This window comes from Microcoleus sp. SVA1B4 (assembly GCF_036700545.1).
Classification (GTDB): domain Bacteria; phylum Cyanobacteriota; class Cyanobacteriia; order Cyanobacteriales; family Microcoleaceae; genus Microcoleus.
The window spans coordinates 68,144-93,718 of sequence record NZ_JAUBPB010000007.1 but is presented as its reverse complement, the minus strand read 5'-3'; the positions used below and the strand labels follow the sequence as shown (position 1 = coordinate 93,718).

The following is a 25,575-nucleotide window of genomic DNA, read 5'->3' as shown; positions in this document are numbered from 1 at the left end:
ATAGATCAAACCGGGTCGGGGGGTTCCCCCCCCAAAAGAGTGATTATCACTCTTTCGGGTGATGCTAGCAAATTACTCTAGCGGATATATTCTTTCAAGATGCTGTTCCGGTTGGGATGGCGCAACTTCCGCAGAGCTTTAGCCTCGATTTGGCGAATCCGCTCACGAGTGACGTTAAAGATTTGACCAATTTCCTCCAAGGTCTTCATCCGTCCGTCATCTAAGCCGTAACGCAGCCGCAGTACATCCCGTTCGCGGGGGCTGAGAGTATCCAAAACGCTTTCCAAGTCTTCCCTGAGCAGGTTTTTCGAGACTTGATCTTCTGGCGTTTCCCCGTCAGATTCAATAAAGTCTCCCAGACGTGAGTCTTCCTCTTTGCCGATCGGAGTTTCTAGAGAGATTGGCAACTGTGCGGACTTAGCAATGAACCGCAACTTCTCGATCGTCATTTCCATGCGGGTAGCAATTTCTTCTTCCGTAGGCTTGCGACCCATTTCCTGAGACAGGAGTTTGGTAGTTTTCTTGATCCGCGAAATGGTTTCGTAAAGGTGAACAGGTAGGCGGATAGTGCGCGATTGGTCGGCGATTGCCCGGGTGATGGCTTGACGTATCCACCAAGTTGCGTAGGTAGAAAACTTGTAGCCTTTTTCGTGATCGAATTTTTCAGCGGCCCGGATCAGACCCAAAGAGCCTTCCTGAATCAAATCTTGGAAAGACAAACCGCGATTCATGTATTTTTTGGCGATCGACACCACCAAACGCAGGTTTGATTGCACCATTTTTTCCTTAGCCCGACGGCCGACGTGGAGTCGGTGACGGAATGCAGGAAGTGCCATATCTACAGCATTCGCCCATTCGCTGTCTTTGGGTTCGCGGTTATACTCTTCGAGCAGTTGTTCTCGAACTCGCTCTAATTCCAGCAAATCTGCAATCTTGCGCGCTAGTTCAATCTCTTCGTCAGCTCGCAGCAGTCGAATCCGACCGATTTCTTGCAGGTAAAGACGAATAGAGTCTTCAGTATAATGCTTTTTCTTTGCCTGTGCCCGACGGCGGGCTTTGGCGCCTTTGCCAGCTTTAGTGTCGTCCTCAGATTGAGAGTCTAAGAATTCTTCTCGATCGTCTTCTTCGTCGATAAAGAGTTCCAACTCGCTCTCAGGTAGAACGCTTTCGGCGCCCCGAAGCAACTCGAGTGTTTCCATTTCCGGTGTAATTGTGGTTGCGAGTACGGTGTTAGCCTGGATCATGCCGTCTTCCTCATGCTCCTGAATTAAAGAATAAATAACAGTGGAATAGTGTCTGTTTGTAGTTTAGACAAGTTAGCCAGTATTGACATTCCCGCAGGAAAAAATAGTGGGATTTTCGGTCTGCTAGCTGAATCTGTTACCGAAACTGCACCTGTTTTATGAGTCACGGTTCGAGTTCTGGTTTGAAGCAGGCAGCGCATTCAATCGATCGCAAATTTTAACATCGCGACCTTGAATTGAGCTAGCGGCTTTTTCTTTCGGAACGAGTTACCACATCACCTGCGATACCTTGCCCACAGAAGCAAACCATGAAGTGCGATCGATCGCACTTCCAAAAATACTGGCTTTTTTACTCGGTACTTCGAGCTTTTACCCGTACAAGTTTTCCCGCACGGAACCCTCTAACTTTTGTATTGGAGGTATCGAACTTTTGATTCGCCTTGCTTTCACTCTGGTTGTCAGACATGACAGTTGCACGGCAAATTTTCGCCACCTTGGATGTCGGTCTGCTGCCTCAAATGCAACAGCAGAGGGTTGAAGCACCAAAAGGGGAGAATCGGATCTTGCCAAGACCTTCCCGATTGTAGCCTTTCTCACAAAAAATGGAAGTTGTTTTCCATTGTTTGTCAAGAACTAGGAAAACTCTGTCAGCTTAGCTTGACAATACTAACTCATGTCCAGCTCTGCTAAATCCTGAGAACGGCCCGCAAAAACTTTGGCACGATCGAACGGCGCTGTTTTCTGCGTATATCTGGGTGAACGGCTGCGGCGTAGTTGGCCAGACAGTTAGCAGACAATTTTTGAGTTGCCCAAATTGGAACCAATACAATCCGTGTAGATACACCCATCATTACCCTGTTTCCCTGAATTGAATCATACGCAATCTGCGATTGAATAAAGCTCGTAGCTTTAGTTTTAAGCCGGCCACTCTGGATTAGAGACCGACTCTGACCCCCTATGAAGCGTTGCGGGTTGAGTAGTGCAACAGGGGCTTTCATTGTTAAGTTAGCTCAAATCTCAGAAATTGGCTTTAATTTTGACGTTAAATCACATTAAGTTCTTAACGTCACATTCTTATTTAAGCAGTTCGACTCGAGTTTGTCCCGTCAGTGGCAAAAACCACCAGGATAAATTCTACTGAGAGTTAACCCGCCGCGCAACTCTCGGCTGTGGACTTCTCTAAAATTTTTGGCTTTCGGTTCGCACTTACGCGATCGCACTGTCTCACAAACAATACAATTCGACATCTCCCGGAAGTATAACTTCACGATTCCTTTAAATATATCGTGACAGTGTGAAGATTCCATAAACCCCTTTAATTAAATTTAGATAGCATTCCAGAATTGTCTTGATAATTTCAAGCAGACGCAAAAAAATCCCCAGCGGACGTTGATGCAACTACCAGCAGATAATAACTCCGCCAGGGAAGAAAAATTTACCCAGTTAGCGATGTGCTTGCTATTGTGAGAGAATGCCTAAACCGCAGGATGCGCTTAAAGATGTGGAGGGGTAGGACGCTGGTGCGATGCTCAAAATTTTGTTATTATTTACAGCGTGTCATCAGAAAGCGCTGATCTAGGTTTGATCTCTAAATCATTCCTGGCTCCTAGCTCAGCAATGACGAGAGCGAAAATTGTCTATAAAGTTGATTATACCTGCTTACTATTGATGATTTCTAATAAACCTTGATAAAAGACTTTGAAGCTTTTAGAGAGATTTGATTCAGGATTCATATATTTAGAAATTTCGCTAGAGGCTTTATATTTTTCTAGTCCTCCCTGATGGTATCCAGCGTTCCGTAATACTCTTTCTAAAGCCTCCCAGGTGCCTCCTTTGATAGCATCAGGCTCTCGATATTTTTTTTGAGTAGCTAAATTGGGAGAGACTTTAGGGTAAGCTTGGCGAATTGCTTCAACATCGCCGAAAAACCACGCTTCTAATTCTTCAACTACAATTCGATTTAAGACTTGGAATGATTTATCTTTTTGACAGGAAGATTTAGTGATAAATCCCGATGATATTGCTATTATTTCTAGGTGTTGTTTTAATTTTATACAATCTTCTCGATCTTCATCTATTAAAATAACAATTTTCCAATCAGGCGGAAGCCATGCTTGATAACCTTTCAAACGGTTAGGCAATTTAGCCAGTAAATCGGTTTTCCCTCGAAAAGCATGAATTTTATAGGTAACAGTCGATGGCAATATTTTGGGTAAAATCTGGGTTAAAGCTGATTCTAGTGATGCTTCTTCCACTAAAAACTCAAGATGCAAAATCCTCACCTACTCTTAATTTTAAAGTTAAAATCATTGCGGTGCACCCGCATTTTTAAGCGGATTTCCCACATCAAAGAAATCTTCCATCCACAGCGAACCCAGTAAGGCACCGTGTTCCATAAATTGTTTTACTCCCTGCATATCTGCGGTTCTTTTTGCTTGAGTAAAACCTTTCTCATCTCGATATAATACCCATAATTCCTCTGGCTTCAAACTATCCACAAAAAAGGGAGAATGCGTTGTCACCATTAATTGAGTATTCGCAGAAGCAGAACGACATTCTTCTGCAAGCTGAGGTAATAATCTCGGATGTAAATGATTTTCTGGTTCTTCTATCCCCACTAACTGCGGGGGATTTGGGTCAAATAATACTATCAAATAAGCTAAGAGCTTTAAGGTACCATCGGAGGCAAATTTTGCCAGAATTGGATGAGAAAAAGGAGCATCTTTAATTTCCAACAAAAGTCTGCCATCCTGCATGATTGATGCTTCGACTTTTTCGAGGCGTGGAATACGAACGGAAAGGGTTTTTAATATTTCTTCTAACCGTTGGGGATGTTGTTCCTTGAGGTATTGGATAACATTTGGTAAATTATCCCCCGTGGCGGACAATCTTTCCTGTGCACCTGCTTCGGTAAGGCTGCGGGTATGATCTGCGGTTAAATATGATAAATACCAGCCTGTAATAAAACGTCTTAATGCACTAACACGGGGATGTTTGGCAAATTGTCCTAATGTATTTACTGCTAAAAATTCAGATGATTCTAGTTTTTCGGTTATCCTTTCACCTTCTTCATCAGGACTTTCACCACTAATGACTTGTCCTTCCCCTTTTTTGAAGTCTAAAAAACGAAAGGGTTTTCCTTTTCCCGATTGTCCGCGTCGCCAATGCAACCATTCTTCAGCAATGAAGGGACGATTATTTTCTTCATCTATAGCGAGATGATAGGTAATTAAAGGCGATGCGGATGTCTCTCGATATTTTAATTCAATGATAATGCAGCCTTCGCTGTCTCTGGTGCGTAATTCTCGAAATCTGCCCCGTCTATCCCAGGCTTTTCTTAGGCTTTCGGTAAAACATTCGGATAGGAAAGCGAAAACATCGAAAATAGTTGACTTTCCGCTACCGTTTGGGCCTAAGAAGACTGTTAAGGGGGTGAGATTTTTGAGTTCGAGATTGTTCAAAGCACGGTAATTTTGGACTTTGAGATATTCAATACGGGGAATATTTTTCATCATTTCACCTCCTCAATTATAATCTGGGTTTTTTTCCTCCTAATTTCTCCTTTAACGAACCGCGAAGACGCGTTAGGCGAAGCCGCGCGTAAGCGCTAGGGCGCGAAGGAAGAAAAGAGAAGAAGAAAAAACTCAAGTCCTGACTGTGAACTTAATTTAAGCGCGAGACTGATTACTGCTGATTCCGCAGGCGAGGGTTAACAAACTCGTTTAATCCTTCCCCTACCAAAGACAGTCCCACCACCATTAAAGTCATCGCCAAACCGGGAAACAAAGCTGTCCACCAAATGCCAGTAGGTAGCGCATCTAAAGCTAAACGCAAGTCGTGTCCCCATTCGGGAGTTGCTTCGGGAAGTCCTAATCCGAGAAATCCCAAACCTCCTAATGTTAAAATTGCATCGGCCGCGTTGAGCGCAAACAGCACAGGTACGCTCTGAATCACATTCAGAAACAGGTAGCGCGAAAGCACTGTCCAAGTATCGGCACCCATTGCTCGCGCCGCTTCGACAAACAATTCGGTTTTGACGCTGACGGTGTGATTCCTGACGACGCGGTAGTATTGAGGGATGTAGGAAATGCTCAGGGCGATCGCAGCATTCAAAACTCCTTTTCCCACTACAAATGCTAGCGTCAGAGAAAGTAGCAGCCCCGGCAAAGTATAAATTGTATCCATTAAAAATAACAACACTCGATCGAGCTTACCGCCCAAATAACCGCTAACCAAACCCAGCGGCACACCGATAAACAAACTCAAAGCAGTGGCTAAAATTACCACTTGCCAAGCCGCGCGAGAAGCAAACAGCGTGCGGGAAAACACATCGTAGCCACTGCGGCTAGTACCAAACCAATAATTCGCCGACGGCGGTTCGTGGATGGGGTTAATCAAAGCCTCGGTAGGATTTTGCAGCCATCCCCAAGCTTGCATAGCTGGAGACAAGGTTGCTACCAATATAAACACGGCAGTTATTGTCAAACCTGCCCACATCATTTTCATGGACAGGCTTGACGGTGAGGCACTGTTGAGAAATCGCGGCAGTCGGAGGCGGCTTTGAGCCATAATGACGATCGACCTATATAAGACTTTTCGATTTTAGTAGCACTCAGGTGCAAAAACCCGGAACAGTCAATCGATTTTAGATTTTAGATTTTAGATTTTCGATTGACCCCACGGATAAATGCTCTTTCTTGAGGATTTTCGATTTTCGATTTGGGATTGATTCCACGGATAAATCACGTGGCGGGTACCACCTTTGAAATTCCTGGTCAAAAATCCTCTTTCTCATTCGCCAAACACTCGTGACAAACCGGGTTTTTTCGCGCGATGGGGCTACAAAAAAATCGGTTTCTCCCCTGCACGAGACTGGCGCGCAGGGGAGAAACCGGGTTTTTGGCAGGTGGGACACAAGTTGAGTTTAGGAAAAATCTCTCTTGGCACACCTCCAATCTAAAATCGATCGAATTCCTACAAATTACTGGCAATTAACTCGCGGTACTGGCTTTTCGGCTTAACTCCCTTGAGCTCAGCTACCAAATCTTTGTCTTTGAAATACTGAATCGTCGGCGTACCAATCACGCCAGCATTTTCAGCAATTTCAGGATCTTCTTCGATGTCAATTTCCACGTAGTGGATTTTGCCATCGAACTCATCTACTACTTTGCTCAAAATCGGCTTGAGGCTGTGGCAAGGCCCACAACTCGGAGAGGCATATTTGACCACAATCAGTCGATCGCTATCGTGGAACAACTTCCGCAAAGCATAACCTCCTTCGTGGCGCGTGTCGTTGATATCAAAGTTCTCGCTGGTTTTGCGTACTTTTTGAGTTTCCGGCGCTGCTGTGGGTTGCTCGGATTCCTCGGTTTGATGGAATTCCTGCGTTAAACCGTTAACTGACAGCCAACGTTCTGCCAGCATCGCACCCATACAACCGCTGCCGGCCGCGGTGATTGCTTGGCGAAACTCGTGGTCTTGTACGTCGCCGACGGCGTAAACTCCCTCGACGCTGGTTTCTACCGAACCGTGTTTGGTGGCGATATAGCCTACTTCGTCGAGTTCTAGCTGACCTTGGAACAGTTGAGTGTTGGGAGTGTGACCGATCGCGTAAAACAATCCTTTCACCAGCAAATCGCTTTCGGCGCCGGTCTGGATATTTCTAATTCTCACCCCGTCCATTTTCCCGCCCGCTTCGCCCAAAATATCCACTGCTTCAGTGTTCCAGTGCACGGTAATTTTTGGATTGCTCAGCACTCGGTCTTGCATGGCTTTGCTGGCGCGCATTTGATCGCGCCGCACCAGCATATGTACGTGAGAGCCGTATTTTGTCAAATAAATAGATTCTTCCGCTGCGGTGTCGCCCGCGCCGATGACAGCTAAGTCTACTCCTTTAAAAATGGGGGTAGCGCCGTCGCAAATCGCACAGGCTGAAATGCCGTGACTCCAAAATACGTGTTCGCTAGGTAGCCCCAGCCGTTTCGCCGTCGCACCTGTAGCGATTACTATGGTGTGGGTTTTGATTTCTCTGTCTTCCGATCGCACTGTAAACGGACGCTTCGTCAAATCTACGTAAGTTACATCTTCTGTGTATAATTCTGCACCCCAGCGCGCTGCTTGAGCTTTCATCCGATCCATCAGTTGCGGCCCGGTGATGCCTTCGGGAAAGCCAGGGAAGTTTTCGACTTCTGTGGTGGTCATCAGTTGACCGCCGGGGACGCCTCCCATTTGGTAGCCTTCAAAGACTACGGGTTTCAGGTTTGCTCTCCCGGCGTAGATTGCTGCTGTGTAGCCTGCTGGGCCTGAGCCGATAATTACTAGGTTTTCTACGGTTTCGTTGGTCATAGCTATTTAATTAAACTCATAACGACTTCGTTTTACTAATTCTAGCAGAGTTCGATCGAGTTTGGTTGGATGCCATTGTGCGATCGACCACCTGTATCTATATCTTGAGGGTCGATCGGTCTTTGGGGCAATTCCAGCTACTTTAATAAGCAAAAACAATCTAAAAGTCGATTTAGTTTTAAATGTTCGATCTATTTTAAGGGCTGAAATCTTAAGAAAATCTAAAGACGACCAAAATTATTGACTTCATTCTCAATTATTTTACCTATTTACTTGCTTTGAGGCTTGTGGTACGATTTTCACAATCCAGGGGCATTATGACTAATTTTAGTTTTTGACGCTGAAAGCTTTTAAAATGGTAAAATTAACGAATTCGCAAATGTAATAAGTACAATTTTTTATGCAAAATCCGCATTTGATGGTTTAAGAATTGTAACGCAGATTTTGCCATTTTTGACAAAATACAGTATTTGTGGTATGCAAGGTGCAAGGGGGGGAAATTAGAAGGAAATTTTTAACCGCTTTGGAAGCACAGGCGGGACGCCCGTGCCACGATAAAATAGAATTTTCTATTTGTGTCTGAATGGATAAAATCAAGATATTGTTTGTGTGCAGTCAGAATAAGTGGAGAAGTTTGACTGCTGAGAAGATATGCGAGAATCTTAGCGGCTACAGCGTGCGATCGGCGGGAACGGAAAAAGGTGCAAGAATTAGAGTAACTGAGGGTTTGCTGGGCTGGGCAGATTGGATATTTGTGATGGAGAAGAAGCATGGCGATCGACTTCGCAGCAAATTTCCCGAAAGTCTCGAAGGCAAGAAAGTTATTTGCCTGCAAATCCCGGACAATTACGAATATATGGAACCGGAGTTAGTCGAGCTTTTGCAGGCAAAACTGAACCCCTATATGGAAATGCCAGATAACGAGATAAATTTTATGCAGCGAGTTTTGGAACCGGAAGTGATGGATTCCTTGGAAGAGGCGATCGAATACGATTCGATGGACTTTACTGAGGTTAATGCTGCTTTTGCTCAGAGTGCTGCGGCGTTGGGGCCGGTTTTTGGAAACGTTTTGGATGCGGGCACGGGTACGGCGAGAATTCCGATCGCACTTTGTCAACTCCGGCCAGCATGGAAATTGACTTGCATTGATTTGTCGGCAAATATGCTGAAAGTTGGGGCCCAAAATGTGGAAAAGGCCGGCGTGCGATCGCAAATCAATCTAGAATTAATCGATGCTAAAGCCATGCCGTATCCAGACAACTATTTTGACATGGTGATTTCCAACAGCATTATCCACCATTTGCCCGATCCGCTGCCGTTTTTGCAGGAAGTCAAGCGGGTGTTGAAGCCGCAGGGAGCAATTTTTTTGCGGGATTTGCTGCGGCCGGAAAAAGCGGAAATCAGGGATAATTTAGTCAATCTGTATGCGGGAGATTGCAACGCGCATCAGAAACAGTTATTCAGCGATTCGTTGCAAGCAGCATTTACGCTGGATGAAGTTGAGGAGATGATCCAAAATGCCGGGTTGGATGGGTTGAGGATTTATGAATCTTCAGACAGACACTGGACGGCAGAACGTGCTTGGTGCGAGTCTTTGTAGGCACGGGGCGATCGTCCGATCAAATTTTCTACGCAGTATTGCACACCTTCAGGCTAAATACTTGTCCAAATCCGACCAACTGCGGAACCTATCCACGACGCTTCTATTGTCAATTGGGAAGCAGGCAAACAATAATTTAGGAATTCAGACGCTGTTGGTAAGGCATAATCGATTCATGCTCCTTTCTAAAATTGTCTAATCAATTTATTGTTTAGTCAAGATGCTTAAGCATCTTATATAAAAAATGTGCGATCGAGGATATGCCGAAAAAGCCCGTTCCGCGACCTGAAAATGAAGAGTCGCATTTGAAGAAGCTCAGGGAAGAACTGGAGATGAGTCAGGAAGATTTGGCGCGAGAGCTTGGCGTTTCGTCGCAAACCATCAGTCGTTGGGAGTTGGGGAAGAATGTACCCACGTTCACGGTCAAGCAGATGAAAGCTTTGGAGAAATTGCTGGCTAGCATCGGCAGGTCGATCGGCGATTTGCCAGACAATCTGTGATCGAAACCATTAAACAAGCCCACGGATAAATCCGTGGATCGCTTTTTCCAATCTAAAATCTAAAATCTAAAATCTAAAATTACTCGATCGCGCCCTAGGTCTTTAGCATGATAAAGCGCGCGGTCTGCCGCTGCAAGTAGGTTTTCCTGAGAAGTTTCGGGCTGAGGAAACGTGCTCGCTACCCCCAAACTCAGCGTCACGAAAGAACACACCGCTGAATTAATGTGTTCGATTTCTAGTTCTTTTACCCAAACTCGAATTTGCTCTGCAATCCAAACAGCTATTTCAGACGAAGTGCGGGGTAAAACTACCGCAAATTCTTCACCTCCGTAACGAGCCACCAGAGTCTCCCCGGAAACTGCGCCTGCGGAGTAATGTACAGCCTCAACAATAGTTTTGGCTACCTGCTGCAAGCAAGCATCTCCCGCCTGATGTCCGTAAGTATCGTTGTATATCTTAAAAAAGTCAACATCGCATAAAATCAAAGATATTTCTGCCGCAGATTCTCCCAATTCTTGCCATTCTTTTTGTAAGTATTCGTTAAAACAGTGGCGGTTGGCAATCTGAGTTAAGCCATCTAAGTTAGCAAGGCGATACAATTCTGAATTAGCTGCTTTTAATTGAGAATTAGCTGCTTCTAACTCGGATTGTGTGACTGATAAATTGTAATAAAGTTCGCTCATAGACCAAGTAGCTTCTTGGTGAATTTGGGATAAAGCTACCCAGAGTTGATGCACGTCTAAAAGTCGGTAAACTTGAGGTTCTAACTGCACCACAATCGGCTCGTAAAGTAGTTCCGGCGGTCGCTGCACGGAGCGCTGAGCTGCCATGACAATTAAGGCTACTCCTGGTAAAATCAAACTATCGGTTTGAGCTATTTGATACAAGGCTATAATCGGTCTGCAAGCAAATATATCTACTCCGTAAGGGCGGCTCATGCGTTCCATAAATCGCCGACGCGATATCATCCCTAAAAATTCTCCATTTACGGTTAAGATAACTCCCGGAAGCAGCGGGTGAGATTGAAAAAACCGGGCTACTTCTTTGGCTAGATATGAGGAGTCAACCTGAAAATTGAATAGAGCCAGATCCTTAAGAGTAGACTCTAAAGATAAATTTTTGGGTGAGTTTTCTGGCGAGTTGGACGGCTCAATAAATTCAACAGACACAGCACAGATCCGAATAAATAAATAATAAAGAAGCAACAAAGCTAGTGTCAGATATTAACTTATACTAACATTTATTTATGAACAGTCACTGTATTCTTGACTACACTGTTTATTTCAAGGGATAAGCTGCTGCGTTAGCTTCTGCCTTGCCTGCATTGCATTACATTAATTCATCCTCACTCAATTAGAAAGCTATTGAGTTATTATTCATTTTTTTAATGTTGGCTTTTTGCGTCGTAATAAAAAGATTTCAGAGCCATTCCTTAACTCATTCAAGGCGATCGCACACTCAAGAAACCTGGTTTTTATTTAAACCTGGGTCAAAGCTGTAACGATGTTTAAATAAAAAGACGTGGTTTCTGTCGCTGTTCTCAACTCAAAACTGAAAACTCAAAACTGAAAACTCAAAACTCCCTCACCACCCCCAAGTTCCTGGCCCTCCCTTAAACGGGCCGACAATATCTTTGGTAATCCAGCCGCCGTAAAAATCCCCTGGTTGAGATTGCACTAATTCCCCGTCCACATAACAGGCATCCATCTTGCTCGGATAAAAAGCCACATAATCTTTAATAGCTGCAAAAACCTGATTAGGATTGGGATAAAACCAAGCAGCATTTACTACTTCTTTCGACTCTACCGTCACAGTGTAATAACCAGCTTGTCCCTTCCACTCGCACCAAGAACCTCGTAAAGTTTTGTGCAAATATTCCATTTTGATGTCATCGGGGCAGATATAGTAGGCAGGAGGGTGGCTTGTCTCCAATACCCTCTGAGGACGGCGCGTGTCGGCGATCGTCACTCCATTAAAAATTATCTGTACGTGTTTGGTCGATTCCTCAAGCCGAGGGGGACGTGGGTAATCCCAAACAGACTCTTGACCAGGGCCGGGATCTATTCGATCGAAGTTCATTTGCACCATCTCCCCTGCAAAAAAAAACAATTAGCGACTTAGCATTACAATTTAATGTACCCTTAATCGAGTCGCTGCTTCAGAGCAAACCAGCTTTTCTCCACTCTTCGTCATATGAGTATTCGCGGTATAGATGTTTCCGACTACCAGCCCAATGTCAATTGGCCAGCAGTTGCCCGGGATGGTATCACCTTCAGTTTTGTCAAATCGACCGAGGGTGCAACGTTCGTTGCCCAAACTTTCGCTCGCAATTGGGTGGCGATGAAAGCGGCGGGGATTCAACGCGGTGCTTACCACTTTTTTCGACCGGCAAGCAGCATTCAAGGACAAATAGATTTGTTCTTGAAAACTGTAAAACTCGAACCGGGGGATTTGCCGCCAGTCTTGGATGTGGAAACTACAGGCGGTTTGAGTGCGGATCAATTGTGCGATCGAGCCGCAATTTGGTTAGAAGCAGTCGAAAAAGCCACGTTGATGCGGCCGATTATCTACACCTACCCCGGTTTCTGGGACAACCTGGGGACAAAACGGTTTGCCGATTACCCACTGTGGATTGCTCACTATACCACTGCTGAGAAACCTTGGGTGCCCGGCGGCTGGAAAACTTGGACTTTTTGGCAGTACAGCGACAGCGGCAGTGTCTCCGGCGTATCGGGCAATGTAGACACCAATATTTATGAAAGCGTCCGAGAAGGCGCCCAAAGTTATAAAGTTGCAGACATCCAAAGGGAATTAAGAATTAAAGGTTTCTATCAAGGCGCGATGGACGCTAAATTTGGAGCTACCACCACAGCGGCGCTCATCTCGTTTCAGAAATCTCAAGGTCTCAATCCAGACGGCATTGCCAGCCTCAAAACCTGGGCCGCTTTGATGCGAAAATCTCCCAAAGTAATTGTCCCTCCTCCAGCGCCGACACCCGTCCCGCAGCCGACTCCAACTCCAACTCCCACTCCCATCTCAGACGTGCGGCTGACTCAGGTATTCTCGTCTTATCAAGCTAAGGCTAGCCAAGATACAGCCTTAATTTGGCTGCAAAGTCAAGTTTCTACCTCTGTTTTAGGGGAATTTGCTCAAAAATGGCGGGCGACTACCTTACCTCAAGATAGTAATTTGCGATTGATAGATGTGGGCAAATTTTATCGCGGTTTGGCACAACAAGACCAAGCTTTAGATTGGCTGCAAAAACAACTTTCTCCGGCTATTATTAACGAGTTTGCACAAAAATGGCGAGCTCAATCAACTGTCACTAATTCTCCGATTCGGCTGATAGATGCGTGCAAATTTTATCGGGCAGCACCCCAGCAAAACCAGGCTTTAGATTGGCTGGAAGGGCGAATTTCGCAGGCCATTCTATCGGAGTTTTTTCGCAGGTGGCAGAATGCCAGTCGATTATAGATTGTAGATTGAGTCTAAAGATGAATCTTGCGATTTTAGATTTTATATCATGTCGGATCGAGTGACCGCGATTAAAAGGGCGGGTTTTTGAGATGGTCAATTATTGGCCGGTATTGTTGGTGAACCCGCCCCTACCGTATTAGGGGTAATCGACCGGACATAATATTAGATGGGAACTCTACTCTAAAGATGAGTCTGAGGGCGATCGATTAGATTTTAGATTTTAGATTGACTCTACAGATGAATCTTGGGATTTCAGAGTTTTTTAGATGGAAACTCTACTCTAAAGATGAGTCTGGGGGCGATTGATTTGAGATGTGAGCTTTTTGATTGGAGATTGACCGAAAGCATCCAGGATACAAGCCCCCGGATTCATCCGTCCAGAAATAAAAAACCTGTATCCGATAAAGGCGCCCCCCAATTTATCCGTGGGGTCAATGCTTCAATTCTTTAATCTAAAATCTAAAATCTAAAATCTAAAATCGATTGACTCCCCATCAAAATTCGTCAAATCCTCTCCCTCTGTGCCCGCCTCCCCATCGGACTCTCGAACATAACAGACAATCTCTGGCTTAGCTACAGCTTACTCGCATCTTTGACGCCAAGAGAATTATCTGATAAAGTTATAGCGACTATCAAGGTTTTTTAATCTTATTGGGAAAAATCCAGGGCCGTGCCGAGTTTGTAAGCTGCGCCGAAAATAGCGCCTGCACTCAAATTACCCGCGATCGAACATTTAAAACTGAGCGGGCAGCCTGTAACAATTATATCTATGGAAATCCCCTTTAACATCACCCAGTTGATGGTCATGACCGTCATCTGTGGCATCAGCGCTCAAGTTATCGCCGCTTATCTGAAAGTTCCGGCGATCGTCTTTTTGCTGTTTTTTGGCATTTTAGCCGGCCCAGACTGCTTGGGAGTGCTGCACCCCAATCTGCTGGGAAGCGGTTTGGAAGTTATGGTATCGCTTTGCGTAGCTTTAATTCTGTTTGAAGGCGGCTTGAATTTGGAATTGCGAGATTTAGGCAAACTTTCCGGCAGCATCCGCAATTTAGTTACCGTAGGCACTTTAATTACGCTCATAGGCGGCGGAATGGCCGCACACTGGTTGGGGGAATTTCCCTGGCCGATCGCATTTTTGTATGCTTCTCTAGTAGTCGTCACAGGCCCGACAGTAATCGGCCCTTTGCTCAAACAAGTATCCGTTGACAAACAAGTTGCCGCCTTGCTAGAAGCAGAAGGCGTTTTAATCGATCCAGTCGGGGCAATTCTGGCAGTATTGGTGCTGAATATTATTTTAAACGGCAATGCTGATTTGCTGGTTTTGTTCCGAGATTTAATCGTGCGACTCTTCGTTGGCGCACTCGTCGGAGTTGCGGGAGGTTGGCTGCTGGGATTCATCCTCAAGCGATCGCAATTTCTCTCAGAAGACCTCAAAAACTTAGTAGTATTAGCTGGTTTGTGGGGATTTTTCGGCTTAGCAGAAGAAATCCGCAGCGAATCGGGACTGATGGCAACAGTGGTATCCGGCATCGTCCTCAGAGCCGCTGCTGTGCCGGAAGAAAGGCTGCTGAGGAGGTTTAAAGGTCAACTTACAGTCCTGGCTATTTCCATGCTGTTCGTGCTGCTGGCGGCAGATTTATCCCTCGCTAGTGTGGTCGCCCTCGGTTGGGGAAGTTTGTTTACAGTTTTAGCTTTAATGTGGGTAGTGCGACCGATCAACGTTTGGGTGTGTACTTGGAACAGCGGACTGAATTGGCGGCAGAAATTATTTGTTTGTTGGGTAGCGCCGAGGGGAATTGTCTCAGCGTCGATCGCATCTTTATTTGCAATTTTGCTCACCCAGCGGGGAATCAACGGCGGCGACTCGATTAAAGCCTTAGTTTTCCTAACAATTATTATGACAGTTTTCGTCCAGGGACTAACTGCCGGACGGATGGCTCAACTTTTGGGCGTCACCTCAAAATCTGCAACCGGTGCTGCAATTGTGGGGTCAAATCCTTTGAGCAGATTAATTGCTCGCTTGTTTCAAGAACGCGGAGAATCGGTGGCAATTATCGACACGAACCCGGAAGCTTGTGCACAAGCAGAACGAGAAGGTTTGCGGGTGTTTTTGAGCAGTGCTCTGGATCACAGCGTGTTAGAAGAAGCCGGACTGGATTCGATGGGAACTTTTTTGGCAATGACTAACAACGGTGAGGTAAACTTAGTGTTAGCTCAGCGAGCAGCCGAAGAGTTTGCACCGCCGAGAGTTTTGGCAATATTTCCCAAAGATCCGCAAGCAAATACACCTGTAAATCAGAGTAAAATCAATCAAGCCTTTGTCTCAGATTTGTCGCTGAAGGATTGGAACGAATATTTGATCGACGGCGAAGTGAAATTGGGGGAAACTGAGTTAAAAACAGAGGGATTGCAGTTTCAGATTGCTCACTTACAAGCTTTAGTTAAAGCCGGGGAGTTGGCGCCGTTGCTGGTGGAAAGGCAGGGGTACTTGCAAGTAGTGTCGGCGACCCAGATTTGGCAAGCGGGCGATCGAATTATTTATTTGCTGTGCGATCGCAAACCGCAATTATTGAAAAGGTTGTCTGGTTCGTCGCAGTCTCGCTTGACTTTGGAAAAGCATCCGGTAGTTGAGAAAGTGCCGATTCCTTCTCCGGTTTTAGAGGAGGTTTTGGAGTCAGCAAAAATAGTTCCAGAGGATGAAATTTTGCAGCCGCCTGTTTCGCGATAAGGGTTTGTATCCCGATCGTACTCTGTAATCTGCTTGTCGCGATCGTCCTTACTCTGCCTCCCCAATCAAAGTAAATGCCGCCCAATCTCGTGGCTGAGGATGAGTTTTCATCGTAGTTAACATTGCTTGCCGCAATGCCTGTGCTTTGTCGGGATTATTTTGCAAATTTTGATAAAACGACTGCATCAATTCCGATGTCGGCGCATCAGGAACCGCCCATAAAGAAACAATCACACTCGGCACTCCTGCCGAAATCAAAGCGCGCGACAAACCAATCACTCCATCCCCGGTAATTCTGCCTTCTCCAGTGTTGCAAGCACTCAAAACGACTAAGCTTGCTTGCAGTTTCATGTCGAAAATCTCTTCTGCGGTCAATAAGCCGTCATCGCTACCAGAAGGAGCCATAGCGATCGCACTTCCCAATCCGCGCACATCATCGAGCAATCCATGCGTTGCCAAGTGAATAATCGATGCTTGGGGCATTTTTTGGACGATCGCAGCTTTTGTGCCTTGAGCGCCTATGATCGCTTGAGTATTGAGCAGAGGGGCGATCGTTCTAGCTTCCGCTTCCGCCCCTGGTAGAGGAGACAATTGCTGTTTGGGTTCTCCCACAGAGAGAGACACGCTTGGCATGGTGGGATTGCCCAAGACTAGAGCCATGCCGCTGTTAGCAGGCTTCTGTGCTAGCTTCTGTTGTCGAGTCAAATCCAATACTTGAATCGAGGGGGCGGTGAGAATCGTGTGTTTTTGGATTAAGTAAGTGCCGCTGGCATCTTGCAGGGCGGGGAATGGCACCTGGAACAGGGAACCTTGGGGAATGAAAATGACGCGGGCATTGGGATCTTTTGGCAAAAGCGTTTCAATGGGCTCGATCAGCAGTTGATGCAGCGTCGGTAAGTTGGGTTGGGGTTGGGTAGAGCCAAGACTGCTGCGACTGCGAACAGCCAGGAATTCTTGATTGCCAATAATTAAGCTGGCTAGAGAGGCGTTGTGCTTTTGCCAGAGGGGTTGGAGGTCTACCTCGCGGAATGTGATTTCGCCTGTCGGTTGAATCACCCAAATGTAAATGGCGGATTCTCGCCCTACTTGTTTGCCCTCAATCTGGAAGTTGTCGTAGATGATGGAATACTGCACCAAAGTGGCGTTCTGTGCTTTCGCGATTTGGCGGATTTGCTCCTGATCGGGAGCAGAGGCGATGACCGAACTGGCATCACCAGTTGATAAGCGCTGTGTCAGTAGATCGACAAAGGCACGAGCGCGTCCCCGTTCGGCAATTTCTAAAGCGGCGATCGGGTTATTCTGAGCCACTCGAACTTGTTGTAAAGTCCGATAGGTGCGAGCTTGTTCTTCAAAGATGGAGACTTTATTCGCGTCGTTGGAGCCGAGCATTTGCCGCATCGATTCCCAAACTTGAATCCCCTGCACGAGCATTTTTTCAGCTTCTGTGGGGTTGTTAACCTTTAAGAACGCCGCTCCGAGGTTGTTGAGCGCCAAACCCTCCCCCTGGCGGTTTTTAATTTCGCGTGCTAGGGCTAAACTCTGCTGCCCATACTCAATGGCTTTGGCCGAGTTGCCCAGATAGAGGTAAGTGATTCCCAAATTGCCCAATGCCATACCCTCCCCCTGGCGGTCTTTAATTTCGCGGGCGATGGCTAACTGTTGCTGGATATACTCAATGGCTTTGGCATAGTTGCCGAGATTGATGTAAACGGCTCCCAAATTGCCCAATGCCAGACCCTCTCCTCGACGGTCTTTAATTTCGCGGGCGATGGCTAAACTCTGCTGTGAATACTCAATGGCTTTGGCATAGTTGCCCAGAGAGATGTAAGCACCTCCCAAATAGCCCAGTGCCACACCCTCCATTTGGCGGTTTTTAATTTCGCGGGCGATGGCTAAACTCTGCTGTGAATACTCAATGGCTTTGGCATAGTTGCCCAGATCCAGGTAAGCACCTCCCAAATTGCCCATTGCGAAACCTTCACTTGGGCGGTTTTTAATTTCGCGGGCGATGGCTAACCACTGCTGCCCATACTCAATGGCTTTGGCATAGTTGCCCAGAGAGTGGTAAGTACCTCCCAAAAAGCCTAGTGCGAAACCTTCACTTGGGCGGTTTTTGAGGGCGCGATAAATTTGCAGTGCTTGCTGCCAGGAATTCATTGCTGCTGGGAATTGACCAGTCTCATACTGTTGAAGCCCCTGCTGTATTAGCCGATCGGCCTCTACTTGACGAGCATCGGTAGTTTGAGCGATCGCTGGAAATTGAGAGTCAGAATTAGTTAATGGGGAAATAGTGGCAAGCAGAAACAGGGAAATGGAACCTAGGAAAACATTAGTGAGCCTTGAGTGGGTTGATTTGAGTCGCTTAAATGGGGAATACAGCATAGGATTCTAGAGTTGAAATTTAGAGAATTAGCCCGATCGCTCTTTCTGCCGTCCTCGTGCGATCGCCTCAATCTGCCACAGGCGATCGACTTTCATAGAAGTTTACTCTGCCTCCCCGATCTCGCTGCAGGGATGGGGACTCTAATCTGAATTAGACGACAATTTTAGCGATCGGGCGATCGGCTGGAATCAAACCCTCTCCAGTGGCATAGTCAAATCCAACATCAAAACCTGGCGTGTTTGAATCGTCCATATCCAGAGCCGTCTGCTCTAATGCTCGATGAATGTCCGCTGGACTTAAGTGGGGATTTGCAATGCTATCCTGTTAACCCATTTCGATTAGCTGTTGTCGTCAAAATGTGCTCAACTTGAGCCGGAGTTAAAGTCGGATTGGCACTCAAAACTAAAGCCGCTACACCCGCTACCTGTGGCGTTGCAAAAGACGTACCAGTTCTGAGTTCATAATCCTCATCAGGAGTAGTAGAAACTATCTCTACTCCCGGAGCAACTAAGTAATCTAAAGGTCTGGAACCCGCCCGGTTAGAGCTATCAGCCATGCGGCCTCTTACATCAATGCTGCCCACTGCAATTCCCAAGCTATCGGCATTACGAGCTGGATAAGCTGGTTGGATGTCACCCGTATTTCCGGCTGCTATCACCACAACAGAGCCTTTGTTATTTGCATACTGAATTGCGTTATTTACTACGTTGGAAGGGACAAACTCATTTCCCAAGCTGAGGTTAATTACATTGGCTCCATTATCAGCAGCATAGCGGATTCCAGCAGCAATATTATTCACCGATCCGCTACCAAAGGCGGGCAACACTCTGACAGGCATAATCTTAGCATTGGGCGCAACTCCTGTGATGCCAAAATCATTTCGTTCCGCCGCGATCGCACCTGCTATGTGAGTCCCGTGACCGTTGAAACTCATATCCATTGGGTTGTTGTCGCTTGCCACAAAATCCCAACCCCGAATATCATCAATATATCCGTTGCCATCGTCATCAATGCCATTTCCAGCAATTTCACCAGGGTTCCGCCAAATATTGTCATCCAAGTCAGGATGGGTGTAGTCAACACCACTATCCACGACAGCTACAACAATCCCATTTCCTGTAATGTTCTGATTCCAAACTTCCGGTGCATTTATGACATCTAGCGCCCAATTATTCCCGCCCAAATTGGGGAGAGCAGGGAAAGGATTTGAACTGTTCAAGGTGCTGGAAACTGCTGCATTTGCATTCACCAAACCGTAGCCGTAATTACTATTAAAAGGGCCGCTAGGTGTGGGAATATTTAGTTCAGGAATAGAGGTGGCAGAAAGATTCAGGTTGTAATTAGTAGAGTTGCTTAAGAAGCTATAAACTTGGACATAGTATGTCCCTGCCTCCAGATTGGATACATTAATGACATCGGGGACAGTGCCACTCTCAAGAGAGTAGTCAATAATTTCCCCTAAATCAACTCTACCGTTGCCGTTTCTATCTTGAATTAACCGTACATCAGCATCCGCTCTCAAACCGTCTAGACGCAGGCTAAAATTGCTCCTAGTGTTGAGCTCGAATCGGTAGAAATCGTCCCGATCGCCTAGGCCCACAAAATCAGTTAAACTGATGCTACCATTCTGAACGCCAACAACATTACGAGCTGTCGAAAGAGTGTTACCTGGATCGGCGAAATTCAACTGGGAAGCAGAAATCATTCCTGTTAGCGGATCTGCGTTTGCTAGCGCCGATTCTGACTGCGGTTTGAGTTGAGCATCGGCGACATCGCCAGTAACTCGATCACTCGCAGGGAAACTGAAGCCAGCGCCTGCATTAGCTGCAATAAAATCTGCTATCTGTGTCTGTTGGTCGAAGCTGGATGCTGTGGGATTAGTCAAGCTAGATTCAGCGCTATAACCAGGAATATTCAATGGATCGATCGCTGGGTTGAGCAAGTCGCTGTTAGCCGGAAATGTTGATGGGGCGAGATCCTTTGGCTGTTGATTGAAATAAAGGCGATCGTTAGGATTGGTTGTGGTGATGTCTAACATAATTTTAAAACCCCGATATTTTGATTCATTCTTGAGTTAAATCTTAAGCCGCCCAGATGGGAAAATCATTCGTTCTACCCACAGACTTGATTAAGTATGAGTGCAAAATAGATTGCGGGAAAGTGCAAAGTATGTGAATATGTAGAGTAGATGGTTCAGTTCCATCGGTTTTGAGATTGAAGCGCGATCGCGACTAAAGATTCATTCCACAGTCCTTAGCGGGAATTAATTCCCTGTCTCATAGTGCAAGTCCTCTCAAAGAGGACTGAAGAAGATAACTCATTAGTCCTATTTCAGATATAAATGAATTCAACTATCAAATAGAAAGATCGATCTTCCTGAAAGCGAGCTAACAGTTCCGGTATGCGATCGGGCATATCTTCATCTTCCGCAAGATACAGCATATTCCAGGTTTGTGAAGTACACCTCAGAAACCGGGTTTCTTTACAGTTCTAGCCTTTAAACTGATTCTGTTCAAGAAACCCGGTTTCTCTGTACTACACATATATGGAATATGCTGTAAGTATCGCTAAACTCGGTACTTACCAAATGTTCGGTAATTCGGTAACACATTCGCAGTTTGCTGTCCAGCATCGGATCTGGCGGTACGGGGGGTTGACTTTTTTGTACAGATTCCGACTGCACGCTTTGCTGTGCCACTCTAATCGCGGACTCCCACAAATTTTTGTTGCGGACTCTTTCGTCCGGGTCGATAATTCCTGCATCTTTCAATACCTCTGTCAGCAATTTCCACAAATGATAAGCAACGTATCGCGCTAAGTAGCATATTTCATAGTTCCGCGCGATCGCATAATTATTCTTGATTTCTTGGTATGTCAAACCATCTAACACTCCTTGAATAATTGCTCGCTGTAAGCCGTTCAATGGTTCGCCTCTCTTTTTCTGTACCAGGTTATCTAGAATGTTTGTAGCTGATTCTGCATTCATAAAGTTACGCAGTAAGTTGACAGTTGACAGTTGACTTAAATTTTAAGCAACCCAGATGGGAAAATCATTCGTTCTACCCACAGACTTGATTAAGTATGAGGTGCAAAATAGATTGCGGGAAAGTGCAAAGTATGTGAATATGCAGAGTAGATGGTTCACTGCCATCGGTTTTGAGATTGAAGCGCGATCGCGAATAAAGATTCATTCCACAGTCCGCCAGGGAATGAATTCCCTGTCTCATAGTGCAAGTCCTCTCAAAGAGGACTGAAGAATATAACTCATCAGTCATCTTTCAGACAGGATTTACGCACTCAGACCAAAGAAACCGGGTTTTTTACCGAATCTGCGGGTCACAACGCGTCTTCTCGAAAAAACCCGGTTTCTGGGCCCCATGCGTAAGTCCTAGAGATATAAATGTCGCTTTTAGGCGAAGTCTAGACCCCCCTAAATACCCCTGGTTGTTGGGGAGTAGGGGTTGACTTTGAATGTTCTTGTTCCCCCTTCTTAGGTCGGGGAACTTTGACAACTTCTTGTCCCCCCCTTCTTAAGGGGGGCTAGGGGGGATCGGGATTTAATAGTTAAACAGCAGTCCCCGATCGCGATAAAAATATCGATATCCAATCCACTATTAATAAAAACTTACTCTGCCTCCCCAATTAAAGTAAATGCCGCCCAATTTCGCGGCTGGGGATGAGTTTTCATTGTGGCTAACATTGCTTGCCGCAAGGCCTGTGCTTTGTCGGGATTATTTTGCAAATTTTGATAAAACGACTGCATCAATTCCGATGTCGGCGCATCAGGAACCGCCCATAAAGAAACAATCACACTCGGCACTCCTGCCGAAATCAAAGCGCGCGACAAACCAATTACTCCATCCCCGGTAATTCTGCCGAATCCAGTGTTGCAAGCACTCAAAACGACTAAGCTTGCTTGCAGTTTCATGTCGAAAATCTCTTCTGCGGTCAATAAGCCGTCATCGCTACCAGAAGGAGCCATAGCGATCGCACTTCCCAATCCATTTACATCATCGAGCAATCCATGCGTTGCTAAGTGAATAATCGATGCTTGGGGCATTTTTTGGACGATCGCAGCTTTTGTCCCTTGTGCGCCTGTGATGGCTTGAGTATTGAGCAGAGGCGCGATCGCGATCGCTTCAGCTTCGGCTCCAGGTAGAGGAGACAATTGCTGTTTGGGCTCTCCGGGAGACAAAGATACCTGTGGCATCGTGGGATTACCGAGCACCAGAGCATTTCCGCGACCGTTGGCTGGCTGATTGCCTAACTTCTGTCGTTGTTGTCGGGTTAAATCCAATACTTGAATCGAGGGGGCGGTGAGAATGGTGTGTTTTTCGATTAAGTAAGTACCGTTGGCATCTTGCAGGGCGGGAAAAGGCACCTGGAACAGGGAACCTTGGGGAATGAAGATGACGTGGGCATTGGGATCTTTTGGGAGGAGGCTGGCAATGGGCTCGATTAGCAGTTGATGCAGCGTCGGTAAGTTGGGTTGGGGTTGGGCAGAACCAAAACTGCTGCGACTGCGGACAGCGAGAAATTCTTGATTGCCAATAATTAAGCTGGCTAGAGAGGCGTTGTGTTTTTGCCACAGGGGTTGGAGGTCAACTTCGCGGAACGTGATTTCGCCCGTCGGTTGAATCACCCAAATGTAAATCGCGGATTCACGCCCTAGTTGTTTGCCCTCAATCTGGAAGGTGTCGTAGATGATGGAATACTGCACCAAAGTGGCGTTCTGTGCTTTCGCGATTTGGCGGATTTGATCCTGGTTGGGAGCAGTGGCGATGACCGAATTGGCATCACCAGTTGATAAGCGTTGTGTCAGTAGATCGACAAAGGCACGGGCACGTCCCCGTTCGGCAATTTCTAAAGCGGCGATCGGGTTATTCTGAGCCACCCGAACTTTTTCTAACATCCTATAAGTGCTAGCTTGTCCTTCAAAGATGGAGACTTTATTCGCATCGTTGGAGCCTAGCATTTGACGCATCGATTCCCAAACTTGAATGGCATTGACGAGCATTTTTTCAGATTCTGTTGGGTTGCCAGCTTTTAAGAACGTCGCTCCAAGGTTGTCGAGCGCCGTACCTTCTCCAAGGCGGTCTTTAAGGTCGCGGGCGATGGCTAAGCGCTGCCGTGTATACTCAATGGCTTGGGGATAGTTGCCTAGAGAGCGGTAAGCAAATCCTAAATTGCCCAGTGCCCTACCCTCTCCAAGGCGGTCTTTAGTTTCGCGGGCGATGGCTAAGCACTGCTGTGCATACTTGAGGGCTTGGGCATAGTTGCCCAGAGAGCGGTAAGCGATTCCCAAATTGCCCATTGCTGCACCTTCCCCTCGGCGGTCTTTAATGGAGCGGGCGATGGCTAAACTCTGCTCCATATACTCGATGGCTGTGACATAGTTGCCCAGAGAGAGGTAAGCGGCTCCCAAATTGCCCAGTGCAGCACCTTCCCCTTGGCGGTCTTTAATGGAGCGGGCGATAGCTAAATGTTGCTGTGTATACTCAATGGCTTGGGGATAGTTGCCCAGAGAGCTGTAAGCGATTCCCAAATTCCTCAGTGCAGCACCTTCTCCAAGGCGGTCTTTAAGGTCGCGGGCGATGGCTAACCACTGCTGTGAATACTCAATTGCTTTAGCATAGTTGCCCAGAAAGCGGTAAGCAACTCCCAAATTGCCCAGTGCTGAACCTTCCCCGTAGCGGTCTTTAATGGAGCGGGCGATAGCTAAAGTCTGCTGTGAATACTCAATGGCTTTGGCATAGTTGCCCAGAGAGAGGTAAGCTGCTCCCAAATTGCCCAGTGCCCTACCTTCCCCGTAGCGGTGTTTAATTTCACGGGCGATGGCTAACCACTGCTGCAAATACTCAATGGCTTTGGCATAGTCGCCCAGATAGTGGTAAGAGGTTCCCAAAATACGCAGTGCATTACCCTCCCTTTGGCGGTCTTTAAGGTCGCGGGCGATGGCTAACCACTGCTGTGAATACTCAATGGCTTTGGCCGAGTTGTTCAGAGAGTGGTAAGCGAGTCCCAAATTGCCCAGTGCATTCGCTTCCCCAAGACGGTCTTTAAGTTCGCGGGAGATCGCTAAATTCTGCTCCATATACTCGATGGCTTTGGCATTGTTGCCCAGAAAGCGGTAAGCGACTCCCAAATTGCCCAGTGCTGCACTTTCCCCGTAGCGGTTTTTGATGGCGCGATAAATTTGCAGTGCCTGCTGGAACGAATTCAACGCTGCTGGGAATTGGCTAGTCTCAAGCTGTTGAATTCCTTGCTCCACAAGCCGATCGCCCTCTGCTTCACTAACCTCGATCGCCCCAGCAACAACCGGGAGTTGAGATTGCTGAGGAATGTAAAAGGCAACCAACAAAAAGCAAAAGGCGAGGGGAAAAAGGAAGCCCGATCGCACTTTAAGATCGCTGGATTTAAGCAGTTTTAGCGAGAAAGATTTCATAGGATTTAGTCTGTGGATTGCGAGGGTTAGCGCCGTCATTGTCGCTGTTGTTCGATCGCCCTAATTTGTCGCAATCGATCGCTCCAATCTTTCAAAGGTTCGGCTTCCGAACTAGCAAGAGAATCTAGCAATTCCAGCACAGCCGCTTGGTTTTGAGAAGTCTCAGAGGCTTTCCGCGCTTCCGCGATCGCGTCATACCACAGCCCAGACTCCGCATACAGGTCGATCCGCTGTTGGGGAGTTTGCGCCGCTGCAAGTTGAGTCTGCAACGATGCAGCAGGCGCAACGACTTGGATTTCTGCCGCCGCCACGACATTCCTCGAAGGAACATTCGGATCGCACACCAACACCACTTGCCACTGATAGGATTGCCCGATCGACAGTTGGGGCCCATTTGAAGGCAAAGCAACGGACATTATTCCCGGCTGACTCTGGATCTCGGTTCTGTAAAGCAGTTGTCCCGATCGAGCAAACAGCCTCAATTGCAACGGACGAGAAGTGCGATCGGGTACAAACCAGGTAAAAGTCGGATGCCCAGAAATCGTCTGTCCCACATGGCTAAACGGCACTAAGGCAGTCAATCTCGCCGATGAATTAGCTTCGCAACTGCCCCCGCGAGTGGTATTCGTCCCCGTTTCTTTCGGTTTAGAAGGGTTTTCAGGAGGAGTGTATTGTGCCAGCGCTACAGGAGCGATCCAGAACGAAACACTCAGCATTAAACTCGCAAGGCCCGCAGAGTAAACGGTTCGACGCTTCAACTCGTGAGTCATCATCGCAATCCCCTCTGTAACTATTTCTACAGTAATCATCAATACACAAACACAATAGAGGACTACCTGCAAGCGTCCTTGCG

20 protein-coding genes are annotated in these 25,575 nt (G+C 46.7%); 6 read left to right on the top strand and 14 right to left on the bottom strand.

Annotated elements, in window-relative coordinates:
• Positions 1-77: 77 nt before the first annotated feature.
• Positions 78-1,244: an RNA polymerase sigma factor RpoD gene (rpoD, locus tag QT987_RS05715; protein ID WP_333054809.1), complete on the bottom strand. Its 1,167-nt coding sequence runs from the start codon at positions 1,242-1,244 to the stop codon at positions 78-80.
• Between the two features lie 289 nt (positions 1,245-1,533).
• Here rpoD and QT987_RS05710 point away from each other — a divergent pair, with 289 nt between their 5' ends.
• Positions 1,534-1,782, top strand: coding sequence for a hypothetical protein (locus tag QT987_RS05710; RefSeq protein ID WP_333054807.1), 249 nt, complete (start codon positions 1,534-1,536; stop codon positions 1,780-1,782).
• 148 nt (positions 1,783-1,930) lie between these two features.
• Here the strand turns inward: QT987_RS05710 and QT987_RS05705 are convergent, their stop codons facing one another.
• From QT987_RS05705 to trxB, 5 genes are all read right to left on the bottom strand, one after another.
• Positions 1,931-2,095: a hypothetical protein gene (locus tag QT987_RS05705; RefSeq protein ID WP_223300711.1), complete on the bottom strand. Its 165-nt coding sequence runs from the start codon at positions 2,093-2,095 to the stop codon at positions 1,931-1,933.
• Positions 2,096-2,893: 798 nt separating this feature from the next.
• The gene (locus QT987_RS05700) at positions 2,894-3,499 is read right to left on the bottom strand and encodes a DUF4276 family protein (protein ID WP_333238060.1); all 606 of its coding nucleotides are present in this window, start codon (positions 3,497-3,499) and stop codon (positions 2,894-2,896) included.
• A 51-nt stretch (positions 3,500-3,550) separates the two neighbouring features.
• The gene (locus tag QT987_RS05695) at positions 3,551-4,759 is read right to left on the bottom strand and encodes an AAA family ATPase (protein ID WP_333238058.1); all 1,209 of its coding nucleotides are present in this window, start codon (positions 4,757-4,759) and stop codon (positions 3,551-3,553) included.
• 169 nt (positions 4,760-4,928) lie between these two features.
• The gene (locus tag QT987_RS05690; RefSeq protein WP_333238056.1) at positions 4,929-5,813 is read right to left on the bottom strand and encodes an ABC transporter permease; all 885 of its coding nucleotides are present in this window, start codon (positions 5,811-5,813) and stop codon (positions 4,929-4,931) included.
• Between the two features lie 405 nt (positions 5,814-6,218).
• On the bottom strand, positions 6,219-7,589 hold the full coding sequence (trxB, locus tag QT987_RS05685; RefSeq protein ID WP_333238054.1) for a thioredoxin-disulfide reductase: 1,371 nt from the start codon (positions 7,587-7,589) through the stop codon (positions 6,219-6,221).
• Between the two features lie 583 nt (positions 7,590-8,172).
• On the opposite strand from trxB, the gene QT987_RS05680 reads away from it, so the two are divergent.
• Both QT987_RS05680 and QT987_RS05675 read left to right on the top strand, forming a co-directional pair.
• Entirely contained in the window at positions 8,173-9,189 is a 1,017-nt protein-coding gene (locus QT987_RS05680) for a methyltransferase domain-containing protein (RefSeq protein ID WP_333238052.1), read from the top strand.
• A 260-nt stretch (positions 9,190-9,449) separates the two neighbouring features.
• Positions 9,450-9,689 (top strand): helix-turn-helix domain-containing protein, encoded by a 240-nt coding sequence (locus QT987_RS05675; RefSeq protein ID WP_190735342.1) that lies wholly within the window; start codon positions 9,450-9,452, stop codon positions 9,687-9,689.
• Positions 9,690-9,748: 59 nt separating this feature from the next.
• Here the strand turns inward: QT987_RS05675 and QT987_RS05670 are convergent, their stop codons facing one another.
• Together QT987_RS05670 and QT987_RS05665 are read right to left on the bottom strand one after the other, a co-directional pair.
• On the bottom strand, positions 9,749-10,858 hold the full coding sequence (locus tag QT987_RS05670; protein ID WP_333238049.1) for a diguanylate cyclase domain-containing protein: 1,110 nt from the start codon (positions 10,856-10,858) through the stop codon (positions 9,749-9,751).
• Between the two features lie 415 nt (positions 10,859-11,273).
• A complete protein-coding gene (locus tag QT987_RS05665) occupies positions 11,274-11,768 on the bottom strand; it encodes a DUF427 domain-containing protein (protein ID WP_333066819.1) in 495 nt (164 codons plus the stop codon).
• A gap of 114 nt (positions 11,769-11,882) precedes the next feature.
• Here QT987_RS05665 and QT987_RS05660 point away from each other — a divergent pair, with 114 nt between their 5' ends.
• Positions 11,883-13,163 (top strand): GH25 family lysozyme, encoded by a 1,281-nt coding sequence (locus QT987_RS05660; protein WP_333238046.1) that lies wholly within the window; start codon positions 11,883-11,885, stop codon positions 13,161-13,163.
• 651 nt (positions 13,164-13,814) lie between these two features.
• On the opposite strand, the gene QT987_RS05655 is transcribed toward QT987_RS05660, so the two are convergent.
• A complete protein-coding gene (locus QT987_RS05655; RefSeq protein WP_333054830.1) occupies positions 13,815-13,973 on the bottom strand; it encodes a hypothetical protein in 159 nt (52 codons plus the stop codon).
• Between QT987_RS05655 and QT987_RS05650 the strand changes: the two genes are divergently transcribed.
• A complete protein-coding gene (locus QT987_RS05650; protein ID WP_333238043.1) occupies positions 13,936-15,894 on the top strand; it encodes a cation:proton antiporter domain-containing protein in 1,959 nt (652 codons plus the stop codon). The two genes, QT987_RS05655 and QT987_RS05650, sit on opposite strands and share 38 nt — an antisense overlap.
• A gap of 48 nt (positions 15,895-15,942) precedes the next feature.
• Here QT987_RS05650 and QT987_RS05645 read toward each other — a convergent pair whose 3' ends face one another.
• The 3 genes from QT987_RS05645 to QT987_RS05635 all read right to left on the bottom strand — a co-directional run bounded on the left by QT987_RS05645 (position 15,943) and on the right by QT987_RS05635 (position 21,263).
• On the bottom strand, positions 15,943-18,276 hold the full coding sequence (locus QT987_RS05645; RefSeq protein WP_333238041.1) for a CHAT domain-containing tetratricopeptide repeat protein: 2,334 nt from the start codon (positions 18,274-18,276) through the stop codon (positions 15,943-15,945).
• Positions 18,277-18,593: 317 nt separating this feature from the next.
• Positions 18,594-20,315 (bottom strand): S8 family serine peptidase, encoded by a 1,722-nt coding sequence (locus QT987_RS05640; protein WP_333238039.1) that lies wholly within the window; start codon positions 20,313-20,315, stop codon positions 18,594-18,596.
• A 474-nt stretch (positions 20,316-20,789) separates the two neighbouring features.
• Positions 20,790-21,263, bottom strand: a complete 474-nt coding sequence (locus QT987_RS05635) for a hypothetical protein (protein ID WP_333208256.1) — start codon at positions 21,261-21,263, stop codon at positions 20,790-20,792.
• Between the two features lie 55 nt (positions 21,264-21,318).
• On the opposite strand from QT987_RS05635, the gene QT987_RS05630 reads away from it, so the two are divergent.
• Entirely contained in the window at positions 21,319-21,531 is a 213-nt protein-coding gene (locus QT987_RS05630; protein ID WP_333208255.1) for a hypothetical protein, read from the top strand.
• Positions 21,532-21,902: 371 nt separating this feature from the next.
• Here QT987_RS05630 and QT987_RS05625 read toward each other — a convergent pair whose 3' ends face one another.
• Both QT987_RS05625 and QT987_RS05620 read right to left on the bottom strand, forming a co-directional pair.
• Entirely contained in the window at positions 21,903-24,722 is a 2,820-nt protein-coding gene (locus QT987_RS05625; RefSeq protein ID WP_333238035.1) for a CHAT domain-containing tetratricopeptide repeat protein, read from the bottom strand.
• Positions 24,723-24,757: 35 nt separating this feature from the next.
• Entirely contained in the window at positions 24,758-25,531 is a 774-nt protein-coding gene (locus QT987_RS05620; RefSeq protein ID WP_333238033.1) for a DUF928 domain-containing protein, read from the bottom strand.
• Positions 25,532-25,575: the final 44 nt, after the last annotated feature.

Coding starts and splice junctions, on each gene's coding strand:
- QT987_RS05660 (WP_333238046.1), top strand. CDS start 11,883: ATGAGTATTCGCGGTATAGATGTTTCCGACTACCAGCCCAATGTCAAT.
- QT987_RS05690 (WP_333238056.1), bottom strand. CDS start 5,813: ATGGCTCAAAGCCGCCTCCGACTGCCGCGATTTCTCAACAGTGCCTCA.
- QT987_RS05620 (WP_333238033.1), bottom strand. CDS start 25,531: ATGATTACTGTAGAAATAGTTACAGAGGGGATTGCGATGATGACTCAC.
- QT987_RS05650 (WP_333238043.1), top strand. CDS start 13,936: ATGGAAATCCCCTTTAACATCACCCAGTTGATGGTCATGACCGTCATC.
- QT987_RS05695 (WP_333238058.1), bottom strand. CDS start 4,759: ATGATGAAAAATATTCCCCGTATTGAATATCTCAAAGTCCAAAATTAC.
- rpoD (WP_333054809.1), bottom strand. CDS start 1,244: ATGATCCAGGCTAACACCGTACTCGCAACCACAATTACACCGGAAATG.
- QT987_RS05680 (WP_333238052.1), top strand. CDS start 8,173: ATGGATAAAATCAAGATATTGTTTGTGTGCAGTCAGAATAAGTGGAGA.
- QT987_RS05625 (WP_333238035.1), bottom strand. CDS start 24,722: ATGAAATCTTTCTCGCTAAAACTGCTTAAATCCAGCGATCTTAAAGTG.
- QT987_RS05665 (WP_333066819.1), bottom strand. CDS start 11,768: ATGAACTTCGATCGAATAGATCCCGGCCCTGGTCAAGAGTCTGTTTGG.
- QT987_RS05645 (WP_333238041.1), bottom strand. CDS start 18,276: ATGCTGTATTCCCCATTTAAGCGACTCAAATCAACCCACTCAAGGCTC.
- trxB (WP_333238054.1), bottom strand. CDS start 7,589: ATGACCAACGAAACCGTAGAAAACCTAGTAATTATCGGCTCAGGCCCA.
- QT987_RS05655 (WP_333054830.1), bottom strand. CDS start 13,973: ATGACCATCAACTGGGTGATGTTAAAGGGGATTTCCATAGATATAATT.
- QT987_RS05705 (WP_223300711.1), bottom strand. CDS start 2,095: ATGATGGGTGTATCTACACGGATTGTATTGGTTCCAATTTGGGCAACT.
- QT987_RS05630 (WP_333208255.1), top strand. CDS start 21,319: ATGGGAAAATCATTCGTTCTACCCACAGACTTGATTAAGTATGAGGTG.
- QT987_RS05640 (WP_333238039.1), bottom strand. CDS start 20,315: ATGTTAGACATCACCACAACCAATCCTAACGATCGCCTTTATTTCAAT.
- QT987_RS05675 (WP_190735342.1), top strand. CDS start 9,450: ATGCCGAAAAAGCCCGTTCCGCGACCTGAAAATGAAGAGTCGCATTTG.
- QT987_RS05635 (WP_333208256.1), bottom strand. CDS start 21,263: ATGAATGCAGAATCAGCTACAAACATTCTAGATAACCTGGTACAGAAA.